The sequence below is a fragment of the Streptomyces sp. NPDC096205 genome, assembly GCF_044763135.1.
Taxonomy (GTDB): domain Bacteria; phylum Actinomycetota; class Actinomycetes; order Streptomycetales; family Streptomycetaceae; genus Streptomyces.
The window spans coordinates 608,721-634,318 of the sequence record NZ_JBIWFS010000002.1; the positions used below are offsets into that span (position 1 = coordinate 608,721).

The window sequence follows — 25,598 nt, forward strand, 5'->3', positions numbered from 1 at the left end:
AACCGGGAAGGGTGGGGCGAGACATACCCCACACCGGCGTTCGGTGCGGAGCGGGACTTATCGGGGCGCCAGGCCGTGCAGGGCGTAGTCGACGAGGGTGTCGGTGTACTCGTAGGAGATGGGCCCGGTGTGCTGGAGCCAGCGCTGGGCGAGCGGGGAGACGAACAGCTCCAGGGCGATGCGCGGGTCGACCCCGGGGCGGACCTGGCCGACGGCCTGGGCGGCGCGCAGGCGGTCGACGTAGAGCTGGAGCTGGGGTTCGAGGAGCCGGGCGACGAAGCGGCGGCCGAGCTGTTCGTTGACCAGGCCCTCGGCGGCGAGGGCGCGGGCGGGGGCCTCGAAGCGGGGGTCGAGGAGTTCGTCGACGGTGGCGTGCAGCACGGCCCGGAGGTCGGCGGCGAGGTCGCCGGTGTCCGGGATGCCGTACGACTGGCCGTCCTCGGCGCCCGCCGCCTGCGCGGCCTGGTCGCCGAGGTCGAGGAACGCCTCCAGCAGGACGTCGGCCTTGGAGGGCCACCAGCGGTAGATGGTCTGTTTGCCGACGCCGGCGCGGGCGGCGATCCCCTCGACGGTGGTCTTCGGGTAGCCGACCTCGCCGACGAGGGCGAGGGCGGCGGCGTAGATCGCGCGGCGGGACTTCTCGCTGCGGCGGCTGGCGTCGGGGGCGGGCTTGTCGACCATGGGGGGACGATAGCAGGGGCGAGACGCGGCGTCTCGCCTCAGCCTGCCGCCCCTTGAGTCGACACTTCTGAGCCCGCCCCCCGTGACCAGCCGCGGGCTCAGGCCTCCCCCGGGTACCGCACCCCCACCCGCTCCCGGATCGCGTCCAGCGTGCGCATCACCGCGAGCGTGCCGTCCAGCGGGACGAGCGGGGACTCGGTCTCGCCGGCGCGCAGGGCGCGCATGACCTCGCGGGCCTCGTGGCGGAGGGTGGTGCGGGGGCCGTCGGCCGGGTCGGCGGTGAACTCCTCGGGGTCGCGGCCGTCGCGGTGCAGGACGAAGCGGTCCGGGTGGAAGAAGCCGGACGGGATGTCGATGCGGCCGTGCGAGCCGGTGACCGAGGCCTGGACGGCCGTACCCCCGACGATGGAGCAGTGCACCGAAGCCAGAGCACCGCTCTCGAAGGAGAGCAGCGCACCCGTCTGGAGATCGACGCCCTCGTCCGAGAGCACTGCTCTCGCCGCGATGTCCGCGGGCTCGCCGAGCAGCAACTGCGCGAAGGACACCGGGTACACGCCCAGGTCCAGCAGCGCTCCTCCGCCCTGTGCGGGGTCACGCAGCCGGTGCGCGGGCGGGAAGGGGCCGGAGAGGCCGAAGTCGGCCTGCACGCTGCGCACCTCGCCGATCGCACCGTCGTCCACCAGCGCCTTCAGCCGCCGTACCAGCGGGTTGCAGTACATCCACATGGCCTCCATCAGGAAGCTCCCGCGCTCGCGTGCCAGCGCGACCAGTTCCTCGGCCTCGCGCGCGTTCAGCGTGAACGCCTTCTCGCACAGCACGTTCCGCCCGGCCTCCAGGCACAGCCCGGCCGCCTCCCGGTGTGCCGCGTGCGGGGTGGCGACGTAGACGACGTCGACGTCCTCGTCCATCGCGAGCGTCGCCCAGTCGCCGTAGGCCCGCGGGATGCCGAAGCGTTCCGCGAAGGTCTTCGCCGAGGCCTCGGTGCGCGAGGCCACCGCGACCACTTCCGCGTCCGGCAGATCCACGAGATCCGCCGTGAACGCCGCCGCGATCCCCCCAGTGGCCAGGATTCCCCACCGCACCACGTCCGTCGTCATTCCCGCCCCACCCTCGTTCCGGTGACAATCAGCCAATCAGCACTGTGTTCGAGCTGAGAGCATAGGGAGCGCACGGCGCGACGAGGAGGGGCAGGGGCACATGGCCGACGGCGGGGCGTCCACACCTGATCTGTCACGGGCGGCCGCACCCCCGACGCGGCCGCCCGTGCGCGGCGCGCGCGGCACCGGCGCGCTCGTCACCTTCGTCCTGGGCGGGCTGACCGCCACTCCCCCGCTGGCGATGGACATGTACCTCCCGGCGCTGCCGGAGGTCACCCGCCAGTTGCACGCGCCCGCCGCGACCGTGCAGCTCACGCTCACGGCCTGTCTGTTCGGCATGGCGCTGGGCCAGCTGGTGGTCGGCCCGATGAGCGACCGCTGGGGCCGCCGGCGCCCGCTGCTGACCGGGCTGGCGGTGTATGTCGTGGCCACCGCGCTGTGCGCGTTCGCGCCGACCGTCGAGACGCTGGTCGCGTTCCGGCTGGCGCAGGGCCTCGCGGGCGCCGCCGGGATCGTGATCGCGCGGGCGGTGGTCCGCGATCTGTACGACGGTGTGGCGATGGCCCGGTTCTTCTCCACGCTGATGCTGATCTCGGGCGTGGCCCCGATCGTGGCGCCGCTGATCGGCGGGCAGATCCTGCGGGTGACGGACTGGCGGGGTGTGTTCGTCGTCCTGACGGTGATCGGGGTGCTGCTGTCGGCGCTGGTGTGGACGCGACTGCCGGAGACGCTGCCGCCGGCCGAGCGGCACGCGGGCGGGGTCGGCGAGGCGTTGCGCTCGATGCGCGGGCTGCTGGCCGACCTGCCGTTCACCGGATTCCTGCTGACCGGCGGGTTCGCCTTCGCGGCGCTGTTCGCGTACATCTCGGCCTCGCCGTTCGTGATCCAGGAGATCCACGGGGCCTCGCCGCAGACCTTCAGCCTGCTGTTCGGTCTGAACTCGGTCGGGCTGGTCGCGGCCGGGCAGCTCAACGGCAAGGTGCTGGTGGGCCGGGTCCGGCTGGAACGGGTGCTGGGCGTGGGCCTGGCGGTGGTCGCCGTCGCCGCGACCGCGCTGCTGCTGATGGCGCTGGGCGTGTTCGGTCGGACGGGGCTGGCGCCGGTCGCGGCCGCGCTGTTCGTGCTGATGACCGCGATGGGCATCACGCTGCCCAACACCCAGGCGCTCGCGCTGATGCGGACGAAGCACGCCGCCGGGTCGGCGTCCGCACTGCTCGGCACGTCGTCCTTCCTGATCGGCGCGGTCGCCTCCCCGCTGGTCGGCATCGCCGGGGAGGACACCGCCGTGCCGATGGCCGTCGTCCAGCTGTCGGCGGCGCTGCTCGCGGCCGGCTTCTTCGCGCTGCTGTGCCGGCCGTGGCGTGCCACGGCCGAGACCGCCGGGGAGGAGAGCTGAGCGCGCCGAGACTGCGCACGGGCACGCCGGAACGGGCCGGGCTCGACCGCGCGGAGATCGACCGCCTGGTGGGTGAGGTCCATGACCTCACCACCGGGGAGCGGCCCTGGGCCGCGGGTGCCGTCGTGGTCGCCGGGCGCGGCCCGGTGGTGGCGGTGGCCGAGGCCGCGGGCTGGGCCGTGCGGTACGCGGGCTTCGACGCGGTGGCCGACCGGGGCGTGGAGCTGCCGCCGGAGCGGCGGGTGGCGATGACCGTGGACACGCCCTTCGACCTGGCGTCCCTGACGAAGCTGTTCACCTCGGTGGCCGCGGTGCAGCAGATCGAGCGGGGCACCCTGGGCATCGACGCGCTGGTCGGCGCGTATCTGCCGGAGTTCCGCGGGGCGGCCGGGCACGGGATCACCGTACGGCAGCTGCTCACGCACACCTCGGGGCTGCGGCCGGAGCTGCCGCTGTACGACTGTGCGGACGCCGAGGAGCGGCTGGCGCTGCTGCGGGCGGAGGAGCCGGTCTCCGGGCCCGGGGCGTATGTGTACTCCGACCTGAACATGCTGCTGCTCCAGCACGTCCTGGAGCGGATCACCGGGCGGGGCCTTGACGTCCTGATCCATGAGGGCATCACCCGGCCGCTCGGGATGACGGCGACGCGCTTCGGGCCGTGTCCGGGCGCGGCGGCGACGGAGGACCAGCGGCGGCCGTGGGCCAAGGCGGACCGGGGGATGCTGCGGGGCGAGGTGCACGACGAGAACGCGTGGGCGCTGGGCGGGGTCGCCGGGCACGCGGGGCTGTTCTCGACGGGCCCTGACCTGGCGGTGTTCTGCCGTGCCCTGCTGGCCGGCGGCTCCTACGGGCCCGCGCGCATCCTCGGCCCGGACTTCGTGGAGCTGCTGCTGACCCCGCCGGGGCTCGGGTTCGCGCTGGACCAGGCGTGGTTCATGGGCGAGCTGGCGGGCCGCGGCGCGGCCGGTCACACGGGCTTCACGGGGACGTCCCTGGTCATCGACCCGGCGACGGACACGTTCCTCGTCCTGCTGGCCAACACCGTCCACCCGCGCCGCAGGCCCGCGGACAGCGCGCCGCGGGCTGCGGCGGGGACGCGAGTGGCGCGGGCGGTGCGGGCGGTCCGGGGGGCGTGAGCGGTCCGGGGGCATGAGCGGTCGGGGCACGAGTGGAGATTTGCCCCAGTCTGCGCTTCTTGTACAGGTATGCCCCGCCTGCCCACAATGGAAGTCGGTGAAGGACAGGCATCGGACCAGGAGGCCGGCATGTACGTCGTGGTCCAGCACAATTTCTCGAACCCGGAGGCGGCGTGGAGCCGCGGTACGGCCCTGATCGAGGGCCGTGGGGCGCCGGAGGGCACCAGGGTGCTGCAGTTCTACCCGCGCGTGGACGGTTCGGCCGCGACGTGCCTGTGGGAGTCGCGGTCCGTCGACGACGTCCAGCGCTTCGTCGACACCACGCTCGGGGACGCCAGCGTCAACGCCTGCTACGAGGTCGACGGGGAGAAGGCGTTCGCGGACAGTCCGTCGCTGTCCTCGGCCCCCCATACAATCGCTGGGTGAACGACCCCGTCAGCCCCGCCGAAACCCTGCGCGCCTCGCTCGCCGGGCTGCTCGACGGCCTCCCGCCGCGGCAGGCCGCGCAGGCGGTCGAGCGACTGATCGCCAACTACCGGGGAGCCACCCCCACCGACGCGCCGATCCTGCGGGACCGGGCGGACGTGGCCGCGTACGCCGCGTACCGGATGCCCGCCACCTTCGAGGCGGTCTCGGCGGCGCTCGCGGCGTTCGCGGACGCCGTGCCCGGCTGGGCGCCCGGCAGCCATGTGGACGTCGGCGGCGGCACGGGCGCGGCGACCTGGGCGGTGAGCGCGACCTGGGACGGGCCGCGCGAGGTGACCGTCCTGGACTGGGCCGAGCCCGCGCTGGCGCTGGGCCGGGAGATCGCCGCGGCCAACCCGGCGCTGAGCGGCGTACGGTGGCAGCGCTCTCGGATCGGAGCGGCGCTCACGATCGAGAGCACCGATCTCGTCACGGTGTCGTACGTCCTCAACGAGCTGACCGAGGCCGACCGCGCCGCGCTCGTGGACGCGGCCGCCTCCGCCGCGCAGGCCGTCGTGCTCGTCGAGGCCGGCACCCCCGCCGGCTACGCCCGCGTCATCGAGGCCCGCGACCGGCTGATCGCCGCCGGATTCCATGTCGCCGCGCCCTGTCCGCACAGCGCCGCCTGCCCGATCGTGCCCGGCGAGGACTGGTGCCACTTCTCGGCGCGGGTCAGCCGCTCCTCCCTGCACCGGCAGGTCAAGGGCGGCTCGCTGGCGTACGAGGACGAGAAGTTCGCCTACGTCGCCGCCACCCGCCTGCCCGTGACCCCGGCCCCCGCCCGGGTCGTACGGCGGCCGCAGATCCGCAAGGGGCAGGTGCTCCTCGACCTGTGCGAGGCCGACGAGCAGCTGCGCCGTACGACGGTCACCAAGCGGCACGGGGACCTGTACAAGGTGGCCCGGGACGCGGAGTGGGGCGACGCGTGGCCCCCGGCGGAGTGACTGCTCAGACAGGCTTCAGGCCCGGCTCCCCCACCTCCGTGACAGATTGACGGGTGCACGACACCCGCATGGCGGACGGATGAGTTCCGCATTCCGGACCGTCCCGTACGCTGCGGGGCCATGAACGCGAAGGAAACTGGCAAGAGGATCGCGGTGGTCACCGGCGCCGGCTCCGGGATCGGCCGCGCGGTCGCCGTGGAGCTGCTGCGGGCCGGCTGGTCGGTGGCGCTGGCGGGCCGCCGTACGGAGACGCTGCGGGAGACGGCGGCACTCGCACCCGAGGGCGCCTCGCTCGCCGTGCGCACGGACGTCTCACAGCCGGACGACGTGGCCGCGCTGTTCGCGGCGACCGTGGAGCGGTTCGGCCGCGTGGACCTGCTGTTCAACAACGCGGGCACGTTCGGGCCGGGCGGCGTGCCCGTGGAGGAGCTGTCCTACGAGGCGTGGCGGCACGTGGTGGACACGAACCTCAACGGCGCGTTCCTGTGCGCGCAGGCGGCGTACCGGCAGATGAAGGAGCAGGACCCGCGGGGCGGCCGGATCATCAACAACGGCTCGATCTCCGCCCACACGCCCCGGCCGCACTCGGTCGCCTACACGGCCACCAAGCACGCGCTGACCGGCCTGACCAAGTCACTGTCCCTGGACGGGCGGGCGTACGGCATCGCGGTGGGGCAGATCGACATCGGCAACGCGGCGACGGACATGACGGTCCGCATGCAGACGGGCGCGCTCCAGGCCGACGGCGAGATCCGGCCCGAGCCGGTGATGGACGTGGCCGATGTGGCGCGCACGGTGCGGCACATGGCGGAGCTGCCGCTGGAGGCGAACGTGCAGTTCGCGACGGTGCTGGCGACAGCGATGCCGTACGTGGGGCGCGGCTGACGCGAGTTGCACAACCGAAATTTGAAGTTCCCCCCTATTGCGGCTGGTAGACGACGTATGGTCGACTCATCTCCACAAGAGCTTCACACTTGAAGCTCTATGGTTCCGGCCAATCCCAGGGGGGAAGGCGGCAGCCGTTCCACGGAACTCACCTACCCGTGGAACGGCTGCCGTGTCATGCCTGGCCGGTCTCGAAGCGGGCGATCTTGCCGTCCTCGACCTCGAAGTGCCAGCGGGTGGTCATCTCGCCCCAGGTGTCGTTGCGGTAGTGGGCGACCAGGTCGCGGCCGTTGTTCGACTCCCGGTCCACCTTCAGGTGGCCGTTGGAGGAGAAGATCTCCCGGTCGATCCAATCCCTGAGGTCCCGGTCCGTGCCGTCGTCGGACATGGTCGCGTCGGGCGCGAGCAGGTCCATGAACCGTTCGCGGTCGTGCGCGTTGACGGCGGTGACGAAGGCGCGGACGGCCGGGTCGCTGAGTCGGGCGGTCTGAATCGTCATGGCGTCAGCGTCACACCGGGGCCGGGGAGCCGCCACCGGGTGTGCCACCCGAACGGCGGCACGGGCCGGGCCGGCCGATCCCGGTGATGGGACGGTGGAGGGACGAAGCACAAGGCGGGCGGGTCTTCGGCGTCCGGGTGCCTCGCATCCCTTCGGTATCTCTCTGGGAGTCATCGTGACCTGCTACGACCGACGTGATCTGGGTCTGCTGCTGCTCCGGCTGGGCGCCGGAGGGGTGCTCGCCGCGCACGGCACGCAGAAGCTGTTCGGCTGGTTCGGCGGCCACGGCATCGAGGGCACAGGACAGTTCATGGAGTCCGTCGGCTACAAGCCCGGCCGGGCCAGCGCGACGGCGGCCGGGCTCGCCGAGACGGGCGGCGGCACCCTGCTGGCGCTGGGCCTGGCCACCCCGGCCGCGGGCGCCGCGGCGGCCGGCGCGATGGCGGGCGCCGCCGCGGTGCACACCCCCAACGGCTTCTTCAACCAGGGCGGCGGCTACGAGTACGCGGCCACGCTGGGCCTGGCCGCCACCGGCCTCGCCGTCACGGGACCCGGCCGGCTCTCCCTGGACCACGCCCTCGGCCACATCTTCGACCGCGGCTGGATGGTCCCGGTGGCCCTCGGGGTGACGGCGGCCGCCACCGCGGTCGTCGTCGGCACCCGCAACAAGCAGCTCCGCAAGTCCGAGCGGGAGGAGCAGGCGGCCCTGTTCGACGACCAGGAGTCGCTGCTCGGGGAGTAGCCGCAGTCCGGCCAGAACCCGCCGGACGCGGCGCAGTTGACGTCTAACGTGGTCGATCAGGCAGCCGGGGCGACGGGACCCCGGCACCGGATCGGAGACGGCGTTGACTGAGCGGGCGAACGGGCAGCGGCCCACACTCCAGGACGTGGCGCGCGAGGCGGGGGTGTCGCGGTCCACCGTGTCACGCGTGATCAACGGCGAGGCGGGGGTGCGGGCGCCGGTCGCCGAGCGGATCAGGAAGGTCGTGGCCGAGCTCGGATACGTGCCGAACCAGGCGGCACGCAGCCTGGTGACCCGGCGCAACAACGCGGTGGCGGTCGTGCTGACCGAGCCGCAGAACCGGCTCTTCGTGGACCCCTTCTTCGACCGGCTGCTGGGCGGCATCCGGCAGGAGCTGGTCCGGCAGGAGGTGCAGCCGGTGCTGCTGTTCATCGAGGAGCCCGACGACTACCCGCGGGTGGGGCACTTCCTGGGCGGCGGGCACGTGGACGGAGCGCTGCTGTTCTCGCTGCGGGCCGACGACCCGCTGCCGGGGATGCTGGAGCGGACCGGCCTGCCCGCGGTGTTCGGCGGCCGGCCGGTACCGGGCGCCGGGGAGGCGGGGCACGGCTACACCTACGTCGACGCCGACAACCGCGGTGGCGCCCGGGAGGCCGTACGGCATCTGCGCGCGCTCGGCCGCACGCGGATCGCGACCGTCACCGGCCCGCTGGACCAGGCCGCCGCGATCGACCGCCTGGACGGCTACCGGGACGTGCTCCTCGACGGGCCGGCGGAGCTGATCGCCGAGGGCGACTTCACCCTGCGGGGCGGACGGGCCGCGATGGGCGCGCTCCTGGACCGTTGCCCCGACCTGGACGCCGTCTTCGTGGCCTCCGATCTGATGGCCTCCGGCGCGCTGGAGGTGCTGCGCGAGCGCGGGCGCCGGGTGCCGCAGGACGTGGCCGTCGTCGGCTTCGACGACCTGGCGCCGGTCGCCGAGGCCACGGACCCGCCGCTCACCACCGTCCGCCAGGACATCGAGGGCATGGGCCGGCTGATGGCCCACCTGCTCTTCCCGCGCGACACCGACGGCCCCGCCGGGGAGGGCACCGGGCACCCGCTGTCCTCCGTGATCACCCCGACGGAACTGGTGCTGCGCGCGTCCGCCTGACAGCGGGCGCTGGCCGCCTGCGGACTGTCCAGTTGCGGACGCCGGGGGCGGGTGTCCAGGGGGCCGCGGGAGGGGATTGGATGGAGGCAGCAGACCGGAATCTGCTCGCAGGCCCGGTTCGTCCGTCTTGTGGATCGTGGTCGGAGGTCCGATGGCACATGTCACGCGGGACGCGGCTCCCCGGATCGTCCTGGTCGGTGCGACCGGCGCGCTCGGCTCCGCCGTGGTGGAGCTGATCGGGGACCTGGGGATGGCGTACCGGAACGTCCAGCTGGTCGCCTCGGCCGGCTCGGCGGGGCGGCGGGCGCCGCTCAGGGGCCGGTTGCAGCCGGTCGTCGGGCTGGAGGACGTCGACTTCGGCACCGCCGACCTGGTGCTGTTCTGCGCCGGTGAGGCGGTGAGCCGCCGCTGGGCGCACGCGGCCTCGGCGCAGGGCGCGCTGGTGGTGGACGCCTCGGGCGCGTTCGGCGCCGACCCGGCGACACCGGTGGTCGTCCCGCAGGTCAACGGGCATCTGCTGCACCGGCGTCCGTCCGGCCCGGTCGCCGGGGCGGGCCCGCTGACCGTCGCGCTGGTGCCCCTGCTGCACGGCATCGAGCACCGCTGGGGCGTACGCCAGGTGGTGCTGAGCAGCTACCAGGCCGCCTCGGGCCTCGGCCACCAGGGCGTCGAGGAGCTGCTGGAGGGCACCGAACTGGCACTGCACGACCCGGACGCCGAGCCCCCCGCGGACCGCTTCCGGCCTGCCCTGGCCTTCAACGTCCTCCCGCTGGTGGGACAGTTGCTCCCGGACGGGTCCAGCGGCGAGGAACGGCGGCTGGTCCAGGAGACCCGCCGAGTCCTGGACCGGCCCCACCTGGACGTCACGGCGACCTGCGTACGGGTCCCGGTGGCCCACGGGCACGCCGCCGCGGTGTATGTGGAGGCCGAGTCACCGGTCGTCCGCGGGGAGTTGACCGAACTGCTGGCCTCGCTTCCGGCAGTCGTGGTCCACGACGGCGGCTGTACGGCAGCCCCGCCCACGCCCTTGACCGCAGGCGACCCGGACCGCGTCCACGTAGGACGCATCCGCGTGAGCCCCCACAACCCGCGCGGCATCTGGCTCTGGCTCGTCTTCGACAACCTCCGCGCAGGCGCGGCCCTCAACCTGCTGCGAATCGCCCGCATCGCGTTGGCGGGGGCGGGGGTGGGGGCGGGTTAGGTCCTGCGGTGCGGGTGGCGCGGGCGGGGGTTCGGTCCGGTGGTCCGGGCCGCACCCGCGGGCGGGGATGTGGGTCAGGTCCTGCGGTCCGAGTCGCGCTGGCCGGCGCGGGCGGGGGTTCGGTCCGGTAGTCCGCATCGCCCCCGCGGGCGCGGGCGTGGGCTACGGCCTGTCGCCCGGACCGCACTGCCCAGCGCGGGCGCGGCCGTGGGGCCACAGCCTGCGGCCCGGATCGCACCCACGGGCGGGTCAGGGCCTGTCGCCCGGATCGTGTCGGCCGAAGCGGGCTCGGGCGTGGATCAGGACCTGCGGCCCCGATCCGCACCGACCGGCGCGGACGCAGGAGTCGATACAGCCCACGCCCCGATCGCGCCCGCGGGCACGGATCAGGGCCCGTCACCCGGATCGCACGGGCCGGAGCGGAGCACAGGCGTGGATCAGGGCCTGCGGTCCGCAGCGCACCAGCCGACGCTGCCGCGCGGGCGTGGGTCAGGGCCCGCCCCCCGATCGTGCCGGCGTCACGGCGTCGGGGTCGGTGTGCGAACGGCCGGCCCTAGTCCGGGCGCCCCGTGTCCCATTTGTCGTCGGCGACGGTGATGACGTCCCGGGCTGCGCCGGTGTCGCCGAATGGGTTCGGGCCCGTCACGGAACCGAGAATTCCGAGGGTGCCGGAGAGGAGGAGGATCCCCAGCGCCCGGGTCACAACTCGCCGGTCTTTCACCGTCATTTCGCCGCCCATTCGATTGAATTCGACTTCACTTCACTGCCGTTTCCGGGCAGCAGCCTGCCAGGAAAAGGAAGCCGGTTCGAGGTTCAATCGGTGTCCTATGATGGCTCGGCCACAAGTGGATAGCGGCTGGACGTGGAGTGGAGGGGCACACGTTGGACAGCCAACCCCTGTTGGACGAACTGGCGCTGGACGCCTATCGGTCCGCGCTGCGCGCGGGTGTCTTCGTCGACGAGGAGGTCGCCGCCGAACTCGGCGTGCCCGCCGCCCGGGTCGCCGAGGCCCGCAAGACACTGCTGGACCTACGACTGCTGGGCACGTCGGGCGAGGACGGCCCGGTGGTGCCGCTCGACCCGGAGGTGGTGGAGGCCGAACTGGTCACACCGCTGGAGATGTCGATCGCCCGCGAACGGCGCCGGGTAGCCGAAATTCACCGGCAGTTGCACTCACTTGCCGGACTATACCGCTCAATCGAGCGTGCGCATTCCGCGCATTCCACGGATGTCCCGATCCGCGTTCTTGACAACGCCGACGACGTTCGCCGGGAGATCGATCTGGCACGCCATCGCTGCACCCAGGAGCGGCTCAGTCTGCAACCCGGCGGCGGCCGCTCCGCGGAACTCCTCCAGCAGGATGTCGTACAGACCCAGGAAATGCTGCGGCGCGGTGTCCGAATCCGCACGCTCTATCAGCACACCGCCCGGTCCAGTCTCACCACCCGGACCTATGTACGGCAGATCTGCGCGGAAGGCGCCGAGGTGCGCACCGCGGAGGAACTCTCCGAACGGCTGCTCGTCTACGACCGGCGGATCGCGTTCGTGCCGATGGAGCGCAAGGGCAGCGAACCGCCCGGCGCCGCCGTGGTCACCGACCCGACGCTGGTGGCGTATCTGTGCCGGTCGTTCGAGGCCGCCTGGCAGGTCGGCCGGCCCTTCGGCAGCGGCCCGGACGGCGACGACGACAGCCAGCAGGTGGGCGCCGAGTTACGGTCGTCGATCCTGCGGCTGATGGCGATGGGGCTCAAGGACGAGGTGATCGCCCGCCGCCTCGGTATGGCGACCCGCACCTGCCGCCGCTACATCTCGGCGCTGATGGACGAACTCGGCGCCACCAGCCGCTTCCAGGCGGGCGTCCTGATCGGCCGCAGACAGGCCGCGGCGGGCAAGGACCTCACGGCCGGCAAGAACCTCACCGACGGCAAGAACCTACCGACCCGCAAGGACCTCACGGACGGTGACCCGCGCTCGACCGGTTGAGCTGTCCACTACCTGCCACGCCAGCACAGGACGCCGGTGACGCCTCGTGCCCGCCCTCTCTCCCGTGCGACCTTTTCGAACACCGGCTGACCACAAGGCCCGCAAGGTCGCACAAGGCCGTACAAGGTCGCACAAGGTCGTATGGGAGAGAGCGATGACCGCACTCATCAGCCTCGAAGAGGCGGAGAAACTGGACGTCGACCAGGTGCACGAGCTGTACCGCACCTACATCAACAAGAGCCAGGTCCGGCTGATGACCTCCTTCGGCTTCGGCCGGGAGCTCGTCGATCACGCCGAGGGCGCCTATGTCCACACCCGCGACGGCCGCCGCATCCTGGACTTCACCGGCGGGGTCGGCGTGCTCAACCACGGGCACAACCACCCGCGCATCCTGGCCGCCCGGCAGCGCTTCCAGGAACAGCGGCGCATGGAGGTGCACAAGACCTACTTCTCGCCGTATCTCGCGGCCCTCGGGCACAACCTGGCGGCCGTGCTGCCCGGTGACCTGACCCGCTCGTTCCTGCCGAACTCCGGCGCCGAGGCGGTCGAGGGCGCGGTGAAGCTGGCGTACAAGTACCACGGAGGCAGGCGGCAGACGATCCTGCGCTCCGACATCAGCTTCCACGGCAAGCTCCTCGGCTCCGGCGGACTGACCGGCAGCACGCAGAACCACTTCGACTTCCCCACCATCCCCGGCATCCGCACCTTCGCCTACGACGACCTGGACTCGGTGCGCGCCGCACTGGCCGAGGCCCGCGGCGCCGACGGCCGCAGCGATGTGTACGCGCTGCTGATCGAGCCGTTCAGCGCGTCCACGATGCGCTGGTGCTCGGAGGAGTTCCTGCGCGGGCTGCGCGAGCTGTGCACGGCCGAGGACATCGTGCTGGTCTTCGACGAGATCTACACCGGCTGGGGCAAGACCGGCAGCATGTTCCACTTCACGCGCTACGAGGGCCTGGTGCCGGACGTGGTCACCACGTCGAAGTCGTTCGGCGGCGGCAAGTCGTCGGTGTCGGCGTATGTGGCGCGCGAGCCGGTCTTCCGGCGGGCCTACGACAACATGACCGACGCCATGATGCAGAGCACGAGCACGACGTACTACGGCTTCGGCGAGGAGACGGCGACGGCCGTCGAGGCGATCTCGGTGGCGGTGGAGGACGACTACCCGGCGCGGGCGCGGGCCATCGAGGCGGTGCTGCGGCCGGGCCTGGAGCGCATCCGCAAGACGTACCCGGAGTCGATCGCCGACGTACGCGGACACGGCGCGTTGTTCGGGGTGTTCCTGCAGGGCGGACCGAAGGTGCTGGACCTGATCGGCAAGCTCCCGGCGGCCGGCCCCGCGAAGGACCCCCTGATCCGCACGAAGATCATCACGGCGGCGGTCATCGACACCCTGTACCGCAGGCACGACATCTACACGTACAACACGCTCAACGGCCGCAGCCCCCTGGTGGTCAGCCCGCCGCTGGTGGCAGGGCCGGAGGAGGTCGAGCGGTTCCTCGACGCCCTGGACGCCACCCTCGCCGAGGGCATGGGCCGTCTGGTGGGCCGGTTCGTGCGGGAGCGGGTGAGCTCGCTGTGGTGACCGACGCTTCCACGAACCTGCCCGGACGGGTCGCGGTGACCGGGGCCGCCGGGGTGCTCGGCGGGCATCTCGTGCGGCGGCTGCTGGCCGAGGGCTGCGAGGTGCGCGCCTTCGACCGGCGCCCGGTGCCCGCCGCGCCCGGCCTGCTGCCCTTCACCGGGGACATCCGCGACCGGCGTGCGGTCACCGAGGCGCTGGACGGCGCCGACGCGGTGGTCCACTGCGCCTCGGCGCTGCCCAGCTACCCGGCCGCCGACATCCGCTCGATCGTGGTCGAGGGCACCACCGCCGTGCTGGAGGCGGCCCACGTCACGGCCGTACCCAGGGTCGTGCACATCTCCTCGACCGCCGTGTACGGGCTGCCGAAGCTGGTGCCGACCCCGGAGGAGCACCCGCACGCCCCCGTCGACGCCTACAGCGCGGCCAAGGCGGAGGCCGAGACGGTCGCCGAACGGTTCCGCGCGCAGGGCATGCGGCTGCCGGTGCTGCGGCCGAAGACCTTCCTCGGACCCGGCCGGATGGGCCTGTTCGACATGCTCTTCCAGTGGGCGGAGGAGGGCCGCCACTTCCCGGTCCTCGGCCGCGGCGACGTCCGCATCCAGATGCTCGCCCTGGAGGACCTGGGCGACGCCGTCCTGACCGTGCTGCGCGCCCCGGACGAGGTGGCCTGCGACACGTACAACATCGGGGCCGCAAAGTTCGGCACCCTGCGCGAGGACTTCCAGGCCGTGCTGGACGCGGCCGGCCACGGCAGGCGCGTGGTGTCCGTGCCCGGCCGCCCGGCGGTCGCGGTGCTGCGGGCGCTGGAGCGGACCCGGCTCTCCCCGGTGTACGGCCGGCTGCTGCACAAGCTCCTCGCCGACTCCTACGTGTCCGTCGACAAGGCCCGCGAACGGCTCGGCTTCAGCCCCGAGTTCTCCAACCGGGACGCGATCCTGCGGACGTACGACTGGTGGCGCGGGCAGCGCACGACGGCCGCCGCGAGCGCGAGCACGTCGGGCGGGCCGACCAGCACGGACCCCTGGCGGCAGGGCGCGCTGGGCCTCGTGAAGGCCTTCTTCTGACATGGCCGTGACCGAGGAGGCGCCCGAGGTCAGGGCCCGGGAGCCCGGACCCTCCGTGAAGCCCCGCTGGTGCCTGGGCACCCGGCTGCTGGTCGGGGCCTCCGTCCTGTGGGCCGTGCTGCTGGTGCTGCATGTGCTGCTGGCCGGGCGGTGGTGGCCGTGGCTCGTGGTGGAGGCCGTGCCGCCCGTCGCCCTGGTCGCGGTGCCGCTGCTGCTGCTCGCGCTGACCCCACTGGCCCGGCCGGTACGCCGGTGGCTCGCGGCCGCGCTGGTGGTGCCGCTGGCCGTCGGGGCGTATCTGGCGGACCTGGTGCCCGGGTTCCCCGACGGGGCCGTACGGGGCACCGAGGTCAGGGTCTTCGCCTGGTCCACGGACTACTGGCAGATGACCGACGACAAGGACGCCTTCTACGCCTTCCTGCGCCGCCAGGACGCCGATGTGTATCTGCTCCAGGAGTACCTGTACTGGGTGGACGACCGGCCGGTGCGGATCGACGACGCGGCGCGGCTGCGCCGGGAGTTCCCCGGCTACCGGCTGTCCGTGGAGGGCGAGTTGCTGACGCTGTCCCGGCTGCCGGTCGTCGCCGAGCACCACCGTGAGGTGCCCGCCTCGGGCGACGGCTGGTACTGGCAGGGCGCCAAGACCCAGCGCACCGACATCCGGGCGGGCGGCCGCACGGTGTCCTTCTACAACGTCCACCTCCCCGTGCCCTTCCGCGTCGGGGACAACCCGCTCGGCTCCGGCTTCCGCGGCTTCCTGAAGGAGCAGTACGACCGCCGCGACCGCGAACTGAGCGCCCTGCGCGCCGATTTGAAGGCCAACCCGCATCCGGCCGTGGTGGCCGGCGACTTCAACTCCCCCTGGATGGGCCGCCTGCGCCCGCTCGGCGCGGGCACCGAGGGCCACCGGCCCGACGGTTCCCCCTTCGCCGGGTTCTCCTGGCCCGTCTCCGACTACCCGCTGCCCCGGCTGTGGCGGCTGGACTGGCTGTTCACCGGCGGCGGCGTCGGTGTGCCGGACTACCGCCTGGGCGGCGGGGAGGCGTTCTCCGACCATGTGGCCCAGCGCGTCCGGGTCGTCGTACCGGAAGACGCCTCCTGAACTCCCCTCTCTTCTCCTTTCCTTTCCTGCAGCACACCCTTGATCACTCCCGAGGAGGGACCCCACCATGCGGGAACCCCGCAGATACGACGTGACGGTGATGCTCGACTACTACGCCCCCTACGTCAGCGGGCTCACCGAGGCCGCCCGGATGACCGCCGAGGGGCTGGCCGCGCGCGGCTGGAAGGTGGCCGTGGTCTGTGCCCAGCACGACCCGGCGCTGCCCCGCCAGGAGGTGATGAACGGCGTCCATGTGTACCGGGCGCCCGTCCTGGCCCGGGTCAGCCGCGGCTTCGTCTCCCCCGCCCTGCCGCTGCTCGCGCGGAAACTGGCCAAGCGCTCCGACATCGTGCACATGCATCTGCCCAACCCCGAGGCCGCGTTCGTCGCCGCGCTCACCGGGGACGCCCGGCTGGTGGTGACGTACCACATCGACGTGTTCCTGCCCGACTCGCCGGTGAACCGGTTCGGGATGCGGGCGGTCGACGCGGTGTGCCGGTCGGCGGTGCGCCGGGCGGACCTGGTCATCACCAACAGCGAGGACCAGGCGCGCGGTTCGCGGATCTGGCCGACCATACGGCGCCGCAGGCTCGCCCCGATCCCGTCCCCCTGCGTCGACCGCAGCGGCGGGGCGCCCCGGATGCGGGACGGGGACGGGCTGCACATCGGCTTCATGGGCCGGATCACCGTCGACAAGGGCATCGAGTACCTCATCCGTGCCTTCCGCGGCATGGACGATCCGCGCGCCCGGCTGCTGATCGCCGGCGACTACACGACCGTCGCGGGCGGCAGCAACATCGACGAGCTGCGCCGCGAGGCCGGCGGCGACCCGCGCATCCGGTTCACCGGGCTGCTGCGCGGGGAGGCGGTGCGGGACTTCTACGCCTCCATCGACGTCTTCGCGCTGCCGTCGGTGTCGGAGTCCTTCGGCATCGTCCAGGTCGAGGCGATGATGGCGGGCGTCCCGCCGGTGTCCACGAACCTCTCCGGCTCCCGCTACCCGGTCTCCGCCACCGGCTTCGGCCGCCTCGTCCCGCCCCGCGACCCGGACGCCCTGCGCGAGGCACTGCTGGAGCTCGCCGAACTGCCCGCCGAGGACCGCGAGTCGGGCCGCGAGGCAGCGACGAAGCTGTTCGGCGGGGAGGCGTTCCTGGACGCCCACGAAGAGGCGTTCCGCAGGCTGAAGGCGGGGTCATGACCCTGAAGAGCACACAGGCGGTGGACGAGCACCGCCCGGCACCCCCGAGCAGTGGCCCCCCGTACGTGCTGCTGAGCGCGGCCGCCGTACCGAGGCGCTCGCGCCTGCCGGCGCCGCTGCTGCTCCTGCGCCCCCGTCAATGGGTGAAGAACGTCTTCGTGCTGATCGCCCCGCTGGCGGTGGACCCGGCGGCCCTGCTGCGGCACCCGGGCCGGGCACTGGCCGCGCTGCTGGCGTTCACGGCGGCCTCGGCCGCGGTGTACGTGCTCAACGACTGGCTGGACCGGGAGCGCGACCGGCTGCACCCGGTGAAACGGCACCGCCCGCTGGCCTCCGGCCGGATCGGCCCGGCCGGCGCGCTGGTGCTGGGCGGCACCTGCCTGGCCGCGCTCGTCGTGACCGGGCTGGCGCTGCCGCCCGGCGCGCAGGCGGCGATCGCCGGGTACGCGGTGCTCAACCTCGCCTACTGCCTGGCCCTGAAGCACTATCCGCTGATCGACGTCAGCCTGGTCGCGACGGGCTTCGTCCTGCGGGCGGTGGCGGGCTGCGTCGCGGTGGCCGCGCCCTTCAACCCGGCGCTGATCATCTCCGTGTACTGCACCTGTCTGCTGCTGTCGCTGGGCAAGCGCCGGCACGAACTGGTCACCGCCGAACTGCGCGGCCAGGCCGTGGCGGGCCGGCCCGCGCTCGCGGGCTACTCGGTGCCGCTGCTGGACCAGCTGATCGCCGTCCTGCTGGCCGCGACCCTGATCGGCTACGAGCTGTTCGCCCTGTCGGCGCCGCATCCGCACGCGCCCGTCCTGGCGGTCGTCACCGTGCCGTTCGCCGTGTTCGCCGTGTGCCGCTACGTCCAGCTGGTCTCGCAGCGCCGCGGCGGCGAACCCGGCCGTGACGTCCTCACGGACGCGCCGCTCGTCGTCAACGCCCTGCTGTGGCTGGCCTGTCTCGCCGTCGGCCGACTCCTGTGAGGTGCCCCATGACCGTGCCGCCCACCGTCTCCGTCATCATCCCCAACCACAACTACGCCCGCACGCTGGGCCGTTGCCTCGGAGCCGTCGCCGAGCAGACGTACCCGCACATCGAGATCGTGGTCGTCGACGACGGCAGCACCGACGACTCCCCGCGGATCGCCGCCGCCCACCCGGGCGTCCGGCTGGTGCGCACCGCCAACGCCGGGGTGTCCGCCGCCCGCAACACAGGCGTACGGCACAGCAGCGGCGACATCCTCTTCTTCCTCGACTCCGACATCGCCCTGCACCCCGACGCGGTCCGCATCGCCGTCGAGGTCCTTCGGGCGGACCCGCGGGTGGGTTTCGTCGGCGGCATCTACGACTCCGTGCCGCTGATCGACGACGGCGCCGTCGAGCGCTACAAGGTCCTGCACGGCCACTACTGGCGGCGCCGCACCGCCGGCCCCGTCAAGGCCGCGTACTTCTCCCTCGGCGCGATGCCGCGCACCGCGTACGACCGGGCGGGCCCGCTGGACGAGTCGCTGCGCGACACCGAGGACATCGAGTACGGCGCCCGGCTCGCGGCCGACTCGACGGTGCTGCTCGACCCGCGCATCGTCGGCCGCCATGACGACGACGACCGGCTGAGCGTCCTGCTGCGCAAGCAGTACCGCCGCTCGGCGACCCTGGTGTCCCTCTTCGCCGACCGGGGAAGGGGCCGCCCCCAGCTGTCGGACACCGCCTACCGGCCCCGCGCGGTGGCGGGCACCGGCCTGGCCCTGGCGGGCCTGGCCGCCCTCCCCCTGTGGCCTGCGGCGGGCGCGGCCGCCTCGGCGGCGGGCCTGGCCCTCTTCGCCTCGGAGGAACGCGGCCTGCTCCGCTACTTCCGCACGGCAGCGGGCGTACGCGCCCTCCCGTTGATGACCGGCCTCCACTTCCTGATGACCGCGACGACGGGCCTTGCGGCCACGGCAGGAGCAGCACACTGGCTGCTGTCACCGACCTTCCGCCACAGGTACAGCCGTGCGTGAGGTTCTTCAGGGGCGCGGGGAACTGCGCGACAAGCCACAACGAACGGAAAGCCGCACGACCTCGGCCGATGGCAGACGAGATCGCGCACCCTGGCTCCGACGAGCCCTGACCCTCATGGTGCTGACCCTGTCCGCGGCCTTCCTCATCCGCTCCTTCACCACAGAAGACGCCCACATCACAACAGCCCTCACCCGCCTCGGCCCCTACCTCCCCCCAGCCCTCGCAGCCGCCCTGACCGGCCTCTGGCTCACCGCCCTGTCCTGGCGAGAACCCCTCCAGTCCCTGTCGGCCCCCCTCACCCGCCCCCAAGCGGTACGCGTCTTCGCGGCGGGCCAACTCGGCAAGTACGTCCCCGGCGTGATGTGGTCCATCGTGCTGCAGAGCCGCCTGACGGCAGCCTCCGGCATCACGGTCCTGCACCTCACCGCGGCCTTCGGCGCGTACGCCGCGGTGTCCCTCTCCACGGGCGCGGTCGTCGGCCTGCCCGCCCTGGCGGACCACGCGTACGGCCCGACGGCCGCGGCCCTGACCGCCGTACTGGCACCCCTGGCCCTGTGTCTGCTGTCCCCGCTCCTCACGATTGCGGTACGGCTGTTCAGGGCGGTGCCCGCGCTGGCGCGCCGGCTCGCTCCCGTGCCGGGGCCGGTGCTGCGGCGCGCGGTGTGGCTGTGCGCGCTGTCGTGGGCGGTGACCGGCGTCCATCTGTGGCTGCTGGCGGTCGCGCTGGGCGCGGACCCGCTCGCGGCGGTGCTGCCCTGTGTGGCCGGGTTCGCGGTGGCCACGTCGCTGGCCAGCGTCGTGGTCGTCGTACCGGACGGGCTCGGCGTGCGCGAGGCGCTGCTGGCGGTGTCGCTGGCCTCGGTGCTGCCCGCGCCGCAGGCCGCGCTCGCGGCGGCGGGCAGCCGGCTGGTGCTGGCCGCGGCGGACGTCCTCGCCTTCGGCTACGGCACCCTCGCCGCACGCCGAGTGTCCCTGACCCCCGTATCCCTGCGTGAACGAAAGGAAAGTCCATGCTGAACACCCCGCTCCAGGAATCCGTCCTGGACCGGCTCCGCTCGACCCGCGTGGCCCTCGGCACCATGTACTTCGGCACCACGGTCGACGAGCCGACGTCGCGGGCGGTCCTCGACCGGTTCGCCGAGCGCGGCGGCAGGCTGCTCGACACGGCCAACTGCTACTCCTTCTGGGTGCCCGGCGGCACCGGTGAGGAGTCGGAGCTGGTCCTCGGGCGCTGGCTGGCGGCGACGGGCGCGCGTGCGGAGATGCTGCTGGCCACGAAGGTGGGCTGTCTGCCGGACCCGCTGGACGGGCCGTTCCCGGAGTCCGCGGAGGGGCTGGCGCCCGAGGTGGTGCTCAAGCAGTTCCAGCGCAGCACGGAGCGGCTGGGCTGCGAGACGGTCGATGTGTACTTCACGCACGCCGACGACCCGTCGACCCCGCTCGCCGAGACGTTCGGCGCGCTGTCGGAGCTGGTGCGCTCCGGCCGGGTGGGGGTGCTCGGCGCGAGCAACCCGGCCGTGGAGCGGCTGCGCGAGGCGGAGGCGCTGGCCGCCGGCGGCGAGGCGACCGCGGCCTACCGTGTCGTACAGGTGCGGCACTCGTATCTGTGGCCGGACCCCTCGGCCGACATCCGGCCGCAGGTGCCGCTGGACCGGCCGCTGGTCGACTTCGCGCAGGAGCACGGGGCCGTGCTGCAGGGCTACTCGCCGCTGCTGCAGGGCGCGTTGACCCGGCCCGACCGGCAGCTGAGCCCCGAGTACCGGGGCGCCGACAACGCGCGGCGGCTGGCCCGGCTGCGGGAGCTGGCCGGCCGGCTCGGGGTGACGGCCAACCAGCTCGCGCTGGCCTGGATGGCGGGCGGCCCGGTCCCGGTGATGCCGGTGCTGGGCGTCAGCAGCGTCGCCCAGCTCGACGAGGCGCTGGACGGCCTCGCCCTGGAGCTGCCCGAGGAGATCCGGGGGCGGCTCGACGAACTGGCCCCGCTGGGGCGCCTGCGGACGCGGTGACTTCAGCTCGCGCGTCCCGCCCGGCCCAGCAGGTCCTCGAGCACCTGCTGGGCCAGCCGGCCGTCCTCGAACCCGGCGAGGGTGCCACCGGTGCCTCCCCGTGCGGCGGACGTCCAGTCGAGCAGCTGGTCCAGGAAGGAGTCGGCCCAGCCGGGGACCTCGCCGGGCGGGTCGTCCAGCCGGGCGGGGCCGAGGAGTTTGACCGGCTCCCAGTCGACGCCGGTGCGCTCCAGCAGGAGGGAGCCGTCGCGGGAGTGGTAGGCGAGTTCGCCGCGGGTGCCGGTCAGGGTGAGGCTGAGGCCGACGTCGTCGGGGGTGGACGCCTTGGACGCGGTGAGGGTGAAGTGCGGGCCGGTGTGCAGCCGGCCGCTGACGAAGGCGTGGTCGTCCACCTCGACCGGCCGCCCGCCCTTGGTGCCGACCTTGGTGCGCAGCGCCACCTGACAGGCCCCGGTGTCGACCGGGCTGCGGAACAGGAAGTGCAGCAGGTCGAGGAGGTGCACGCCGAGGTCGCCGAGCGCGCCGCTGGTGGAGCGTTCGGCGGCGCCGTCCCGCCAGGTGAAGTGCCGGCGGGTGAGCGCGCTGGCCCGCTTGAAGGCGAGGTCGGCGTGCAGGACGCGGCCGAGCCGGCCGTCGTCGACGCGCTCGCGTACGGCCCGTACGACGGGCAGATAGCGGTAGTTGAAGCCGACGCCGGCGGTCACCGGGGACGCGGCGGCCCGCTCGCGCATGGCGGCCGCCTCGGCGAGCGACACGGCCATCGGCTTCTCGCACAGCACATGCCTGCCGTGGTCGAGCACGGCCAGGGCGTGGGCGGCGTGGGTGCGGTTGGGCGAGGCGACGACCACGCCCTCGGCGGCCGCGCAGAGTTCCTCCAGGGAGGCGAACGCGGGCACACCCAGCTCACCGGCGGCCTCCCGGGCGCGGTCCGCGTCGATGTCGTACAGACCCGCCAAGGTGGTCCGCTCGCAGGCCAGCACGGTCCGGGCGTGCACCCGGCCGATGTTCCCGGCGCCGACGATCCCGACTCGCATCACTTCAGGCCCTTCCCGGCGTGGTCGTGGTCCAGTCCGGCGCGCAGCGCGGTGAGGACGGCGTCCGCGTAGAGGCGCTCGGACACCTGGGGGTGGCGCTCGCGCGCCTCCTGCGTGCCGTTGCCGACCAGGAGTCCGTGGCCGACGGCCGCGAGCATCTCCAGGTCGTTCCCGCTGTCCCCGAAGGCGAACGCGTCGGCGGGGTCGACGCCGTGGAGGGCGCAGACGTGGTCGACGATGTGCCGCTTTCCGCAGCCGGGCGGCAGCAGGTCGACGTCGTAGGCGTCCTCGGGGTCGCCCGCGCCGGGGTTGCAGCGGTTGGTCTGCGCCGCGAGCCCGAAGCGGGCCGCCACCGGGGCGACCCGGGCGAGGGCACGGGCGTCGGCGTCCGGGTCGCGGCTGTAGTGGTAGAAGCTCTTGACGAGGCTGTCGGGCGCGCGGCCCGGCTGCAGCTCCAACGCCACGCCCTGCGCCGCCAGTTCGCGTACGACGGTGTCGGCGCGGGCCGTGACGTCGGCGGGGGACGGCAGCCGCCGCTGCCAGCCGGGCTCGGGACGCAGCTCGTGCCCGTCCGTGACCAGCAGCTCGGTGCCGAGCGAGCAGGCGACGAAGTGCGGCAGCGTCCGCAGCCCGTGGGCACGGACCTTCTCCAGCACGGAGACCAGCGAGCTGCCGGTCACCCACCCGAACAGCAGCCCGTGCCGCGAGACCGCCTCGGCGAGGTAGTCCTCCAGCGCCTCACGGTCGGCGATACGTGCCGGGGTGGGGGCGTGGGCGAGGTAGGTCTCGTCGAAGTCGCTGAAGGCGATGGTCCGTACGGAGGCCGGTTGGGGCAGGGGTACGGGGGTGTCGGTGACAGCCGGGACGAGCGGTAAGGGTGTACCGGTGGCGGCCGGGACGAGCGGTACGGGTGCGTCAGTGGCGGGGGTGAACGATACGGGCGCGTCAGTGGCCGGGACGAACGGTTCGGCCGGGGTGCCGGAGCGCAACATGCAGTGCCTCGATGACTCGGTCCTGCTCGGTGACGGACAGGTTGTTGTGCAGCGGGAGGTGGAACACGGTGGCGTGCAGCCGCTCGGTGTGCGGCAGCCGGGCCGACGCGAACAGCTTGTGGTGCAGCCGGGTGCGCTGGTGGTGGGTGAGCACGGGGTAGTAGAGGTCGGTCTCCACCCCGGCGGCCCGCAGCCGCGCGCGAAGTGCCTCCCGGTCGTCCGGGTGTGCCGTCACGGGGAACAGGTGCCAGGCGTGGTCGGGTGTGAAGTCGGGGACGCCCAGCGGGGTGCCGGCGAGGGCCTCGATGTAGCGGTGGGCGAGGAAGGCGCGGCGGTAGCTGTTGAGGGTGAGCCGGGGCAGCAGGCCGAGCGCCACCGTGGCCGTGGAGTTGTCGATGCGCGAGTTGAGCCCGTACGCCTCGGCCTTGACGTTCTTCCGGCCGGGCTCGAAGCCGTGGTAGGCGAACATCCGCAGGCGCTCGGCGAGTTCGGCGTCCCGGGTGAGGACGGCACCGGCCTTCCCGGTCAGGCCGAAGTTCTTGTACGGGTTGAAGCTCAGCGCGGCCGCGTCGGAGTGGGCTCCGACCCCGGTGACGCCGATCGCCTGGCAGGCGTCCTCCACCACGCGCAGTCCCCGCTCCCGGGCGACACGGGCGATGCCCTCGACGTCGGCGAGCCGGCCGTGCAGATGGACGGGCAGCACGGCACGGGTGCGCGGGGTGACGGCCTCGGCGACGAGGGCGGGGTCCAGGGTGTGCCGTACGGGGTCCACGTCGACCAGGACGGGGACGGCCCCGCACGCGAACACGGCGTTCTCGGTCGCCGCGAAGCTGTTCGCGGGCATGATCACCTCGTCGTCGGGGCCCACCCCGACCGCGCGCAGGGCGATGATCAGCGCATCGGTGCCGCTGCCGGTGGCGATCGCGTGGGGCAGCCCGAGGAAGCCGGCGAGCGCGTCCTCGAACTCGGCGACCGCCGGACCGCTGGTCAGCTCGCCGGTGGCGAGCGCCCGGGCGAAGCAGTCGACGGCGGTGCGCTGTTCCTCGGCGGTGAGCAGCCGGTCCTTGGGGAGGAACGGAACAGGGCCTTCGGCGGCCGGCTCGCGGTGGAAGACGGAGTCCGGGGCGTCGGGGTGGAGCCGCCCGGGCTCCTGGTCCAGGACCCGCGCGAGGGCCCGATGGCCCAGGGAGGGCGCGTGGCGGTACGGCGACAGGGGGCCGCCTCCTGCCACGTCGAGGACGAGCCGGTGGATGTCGCGACTGTCCCCGTTGAACGTTTCTGCAGTCATCGGGCGTCGTCCTCCGCGAGGGCGGGGCAGCCGAAGGTGCGGGCGGCCCGCTGAAGCGTCCGCCGGTCGGGCTGCTTGAAGTAGGCCAGTTCCCGCCCGGTGCGCAGGGTCTGCACGGCGAGGGCCAGATCCCGGTCGTCGGTGGTGTCGACGACGAGGAGGTCGGCGGCGACCCCGGCCTCGGCGATCCGGTCCAGGGCCCCGTCGGCGCTGCTGATGTGCAGGACGTCGTACGACTGCCCGAGCGGAAGCCGTCCGGCCAGCGCGCGGCAGGCGAACTCGAAGCGGAGGTAGGCCTCGAACCAGCTGGGTCCGTCGGGGCGGTCGGGGTCGAAGTAGGCGTCGAGGATCCACTGGAGGCGGACCTCGAGTTCGGGGTGCTTGGCGGCGAAGTAGGCGTAGTTCTCCCGCCATTCGGAGTGCCGCTCGCGGTCGGACTCGGGGTGGAACTGGTGGAGGACGCGGGCGTACGGGGTGTGCAGGAGGGTGAGTCCGTGCCGGTGCAGGCGGTAGCCGAGTTCGACGTCCTCGAAGCTCCACTTGCGGATGTCCTCGTCGAACCCGCCGACGGCGAGGAGGTGTTCCTTGCGGACGGAGACGTTGCAGCCGTAGAGGAAGTGCCAGCCGGTGGCGAGGGCGCCCAGGTTGTGCGACAGCAGGTCGGTGACCTCGGCGCGTTCGTCGGGAGCGGCGACGGGCGGGAGGGCCGCGAGGTCGAACCCGGCGCGCAGCAGGTCGCGGTCGACGCTGCCGGGGGCGAGGTAGTCGCGGAAGCCGATGGCCACCACGTCGGTGCGGTCGCGGTGGCAGCGCAGATGCTCCCGCAGGAAGGAGGGGTCGATGATCTGGTCGCCGTCGGCGAAGACGACCACCTCGCCCTCGGCCTGCCGGATGCCCTCGTTGCGGGCGGCCGAGCGGCAAGACGTCCCGGTGCGCGGCAGATACACATACCGCAGCGCGTACTTCAGGGGCAGCCCGGTGACCATGTCGCCGGTGCCGTCGGTCGAGCCGTCGTCGACGAGGACGACCTCGAAGGTGTCGGGGGCGTCGAGCTGCTGGTGGTTGAGGGAGAGCAGGCAGGGTTCGAGGAGTTCCCTGGAATTGTAGGCGGGAATGACAAGGCTGGCTTTCACGGGATTCTCCGGGAGTACGGTGACGTACAGGG

24 protein-coding genes are annotated in these 25,598 nt (G+C 73.1%); 17 read left to right on the top strand and 7 right to left on the bottom strand.

Going from position 1 to position 25,598, the window contains the following annotated elements:
- Positions 1–57: 57 nt before the first annotated feature.
- Entirely contained in the window at positions 58–681 is a 624-nt protein-coding gene (locus ACIQ6Y_RS09160) for a TetR/AcrR family transcriptional regulator (protein WP_404034759.1), read from the bottom strand.
- A 98-nt stretch (positions 682–779) separates the two neighbouring features.
- Positions 780–1,778, bottom strand: coding sequence for a Gfo/Idh/MocA family protein (locus ACIQ6Y_RS09165; RefSeq protein WP_404034761.1), 999 nt, complete (start codon positions 1,776–1,778; stop codon positions 780–782).
- 100 nt (positions 1,779–1,878) lie between these two features.
- On the opposite strand from ACIQ6Y_RS09165, the gene ACIQ6Y_RS09170 reads away from it, so the two are divergent.
- The 5 genes from ACIQ6Y_RS09170 to ACIQ6Y_RS09190 all read left to right on the top strand — a co-directional run bounded on the left by ACIQ6Y_RS09170 (position 1,879) and on the right by ACIQ6Y_RS09190 (position 6,604).
- A complete protein-coding gene (locus ACIQ6Y_RS09170; RefSeq protein ID WP_404034763.1) occupies positions 1,879–3,174 on the top strand; it encodes a multidrug effflux MFS transporter in 1,296 nt (431 codons plus the stop codon).
- On the top strand, positions 3,135–4,310 hold the full coding sequence (locus ACIQ6Y_RS09175; protein ID WP_404034765.1) for a serine hydrolase domain-containing protein: 1,176 nt from the start codon (positions 3,135–3,137) through the stop codon (positions 4,308–4,310). Before ACIQ6Y_RS09170 ends, ACIQ6Y_RS09175 begins: the two co-directional genes overlap by 40 nt.
- 129 nt (positions 4,311–4,439) lie before the next feature.
- Positions 4,440–4,736, top strand: coding sequence for a hypothetical protein (locus ACIQ6Y_RS09180; RefSeq protein WP_404034767.1), 297 nt, complete (start codon positions 4,440–4,442; stop codon positions 4,734–4,736).
- Entirely contained in the window at positions 4,733–5,719 is a 987-nt protein-coding gene (locus ACIQ6Y_RS09185) for a small ribosomal subunit Rsm22 family protein (RefSeq protein WP_404034769.1), read from the top strand. Before ACIQ6Y_RS09180 ends, ACIQ6Y_RS09185 begins: the two co-directional genes overlap by 4 nt.
- Before the next feature lie 120 nt (positions 5,720–5,839).
- Positions 5,840–6,604, top strand: a complete 765-nt coding sequence (locus ACIQ6Y_RS09190; protein ID WP_404034771.1) for an SDR family oxidoreductase — start codon at positions 5,840–5,842, stop codon at positions 6,602–6,604.
- 175 nt (positions 6,605–6,779) lie between these two features.
- Here the strand turns inward: ACIQ6Y_RS09190 and ACIQ6Y_RS09195 are convergent, their stop codons facing one another.
- Complete coding sequence (locus tag ACIQ6Y_RS09195) at positions 6,780–7,103, bottom strand: nuclear transport factor 2 family protein (RefSeq protein WP_404034773.1); 324 nt, start codon at positions 7,101–7,103, stop codon at positions 6,780–6,782.
- A 175-nt stretch (positions 7,104–7,278) separates the two neighbouring features.
- Here ACIQ6Y_RS09195 and ACIQ6Y_RS09200 point away from each other — a divergent pair, with 175 nt between their 5' ends.
- The 12 genes from ACIQ6Y_RS09200 to ACIQ6Y_RS09255 all read left to right on the top strand — a co-directional run bounded on the left by ACIQ6Y_RS09200 (position 7,279) and on the right by ACIQ6Y_RS09255 (position 21,119).
- Positions 7,279–7,845, top strand: a complete 567-nt coding sequence (locus ACIQ6Y_RS09200) for a DoxX family protein (protein ID WP_404034775.1) — start codon at positions 7,279–7,281, stop codon at positions 7,843–7,845.
- A gap of 103 nt (positions 7,846–7,948) precedes the next feature.
- Positions 7,949–8,998 (top strand): LacI family DNA-binding transcriptional regulator, encoded by a 1,050-nt coding sequence (locus ACIQ6Y_RS09205; RefSeq protein ID WP_404034777.1) that lies wholly within the window; start codon positions 7,949–7,951, stop codon positions 8,996–8,998.
- 151 nt (positions 8,999–9,149) lie between these two features.
- Positions 9,150–10,199: an aspartate-semialdehyde dehydrogenase gene (locus tag ACIQ6Y_RS09210; protein WP_404034779.1), complete on the top strand. Its 1,050-nt coding sequence runs from the start codon at positions 9,150–9,152 to the stop codon at positions 10,197–10,199.
- Positions 10,200–11,081: 882 nt separating this feature from the next.
- Entirely contained in the window at positions 11,082–12,182 is a 1,101-nt protein-coding gene (locus tag ACIQ6Y_RS09215) for a LuxR C-terminal-related transcriptional regulator (RefSeq protein ID WP_404034781.1), read from the top strand.
- A 154-nt stretch (positions 12,183–12,336) separates the two neighbouring features.
- The gene (locus ACIQ6Y_RS09220; RefSeq protein ID WP_404034783.1) at positions 12,337–13,767 is read left to right on the top strand and encodes an aspartate aminotransferase family protein; all 1,431 of its coding nucleotides are present in this window, start codon (positions 12,337–12,339) and stop codon (positions 13,765–13,767) included.
- Positions 13,764–14,831, top strand: a complete 1,068-nt coding sequence (locus ACIQ6Y_RS09225) for an NAD-dependent epimerase/dehydratase family protein (RefSeq protein WP_404034785.1) — start codon at positions 13,764–13,766, stop codon at positions 14,829–14,831. The genes ACIQ6Y_RS09220 and ACIQ6Y_RS09225 overlap by 4 nt, the downstream gene beginning before the upstream one ends.
- A gap of 1 nt (position 14,832) precedes the next feature.
- On the top strand, positions 14,833–15,933 hold the full coding sequence (locus ACIQ6Y_RS09230) for an endonuclease/exonuclease/phosphatase family protein (RefSeq protein WP_404034787.1): 1,101 nt from the start codon (positions 14,833–14,835) through the stop codon (positions 15,931–15,933).
- Between the two features lie 67 nt (positions 15,934–16,000).
- Complete coding sequence (locus ACIQ6Y_RS09235; RefSeq protein ID WP_404034789.1) at positions 16,001–17,131, top strand: glycosyltransferase; 1,131 nt, start codon at positions 16,001–16,003, stop codon at positions 17,129–17,131.
- Positions 17,128–18,099 (top strand): UbiA prenyltransferase family protein, encoded by a 972-nt coding sequence (locus tag ACIQ6Y_RS09240; RefSeq protein ID WP_404034791.1) that lies wholly within the window; start codon positions 17,128–17,130, stop codon positions 18,097–18,099. Before ACIQ6Y_RS09235 ends, ACIQ6Y_RS09240 begins: the two co-directional genes overlap by 4 nt.
- An 8-nt stretch (positions 18,100–18,107) precedes the next feature.
- Entirely contained in the window at positions 18,108–19,112 is a 1,005-nt protein-coding gene (locus tag ACIQ6Y_RS09245) for a glycosyltransferase family 2 protein (RefSeq protein ID WP_404034793.1), read from the top strand.
- Positions 19,113–19,227: 115 nt separating this feature from the next.
- Positions 19,228–20,130: a lysylphosphatidylglycerol synthase domain-containing protein gene (locus ACIQ6Y_RS09250; RefSeq protein WP_404034795.1), complete on the top strand. Its 903-nt coding sequence runs from the start codon at positions 19,228–19,230 to the stop codon at positions 20,128–20,130.
- A complete protein-coding gene (locus tag ACIQ6Y_RS09255) occupies positions 20,124–21,119 on the top strand; it encodes an aldo/keto reductase (protein WP_404034797.1) in 996 nt (331 codons plus the stop codon). The genes ACIQ6Y_RS09250 and ACIQ6Y_RS09255 overlap by 7 nt, the downstream gene beginning before the upstream one ends.
- Positions 21,120–21,121: 2 nt before the next feature.
- Here the strand turns inward: ACIQ6Y_RS09255 and ACIQ6Y_RS09260 are convergent, their stop codons facing one another.
- Genes ACIQ6Y_RS09260 through ACIQ6Y_RS09275 form a run of 4 tightly spaced genes read right to left on the bottom strand, consistent with a single transcriptional unit; the run spans position 21,122 to position 25,566 of the window.
- Positions 21,122–22,153, bottom strand: a complete 1,032-nt coding sequence (locus tag ACIQ6Y_RS09260) for a Gfo/Idh/MocA family protein (RefSeq protein WP_404034799.1) — start codon at positions 22,151–22,153, stop codon at positions 21,122–21,124.
- Complete coding sequence (locus ACIQ6Y_RS09265; protein ID WP_404034801.1) at positions 22,153–23,145, bottom strand: HAD-IIB family hydrolase; 993 nt, start codon at positions 23,143–23,145, stop codon at positions 22,153–22,155. The genes ACIQ6Y_RS09260 and ACIQ6Y_RS09265 overlap by 1 nt, the downstream gene beginning before the upstream one ends.
- Positions 23,099–24,433 carry a DegT/DnrJ/EryC1/StrS family aminotransferase gene (locus ACIQ6Y_RS09270; RefSeq protein WP_404034803.1) on the bottom strand — a complete coding sequence of 445 codons (1,335 nt, stop codon included), beginning with the start codon at positions 24,431–24,433 and terminating at the stop codon, positions 23,099–23,101. Before ACIQ6Y_RS09270 ends, ACIQ6Y_RS09265 begins: the two co-directional genes overlap by 47 nt.
- Positions 24,430–25,566 (bottom strand): glycosyltransferase family 2 protein, encoded by a 1,137-nt coding sequence (locus ACIQ6Y_RS09275; RefSeq protein WP_404034805.1) that lies wholly within the window; start codon positions 25,564–25,566, stop codon positions 24,430–24,432. The genes ACIQ6Y_RS09270 and ACIQ6Y_RS09275 overlap by 4 nt, the downstream gene beginning before the upstream one ends.
- Positions 25,567–25,598 lie beyond the last annotated feature (32 nt).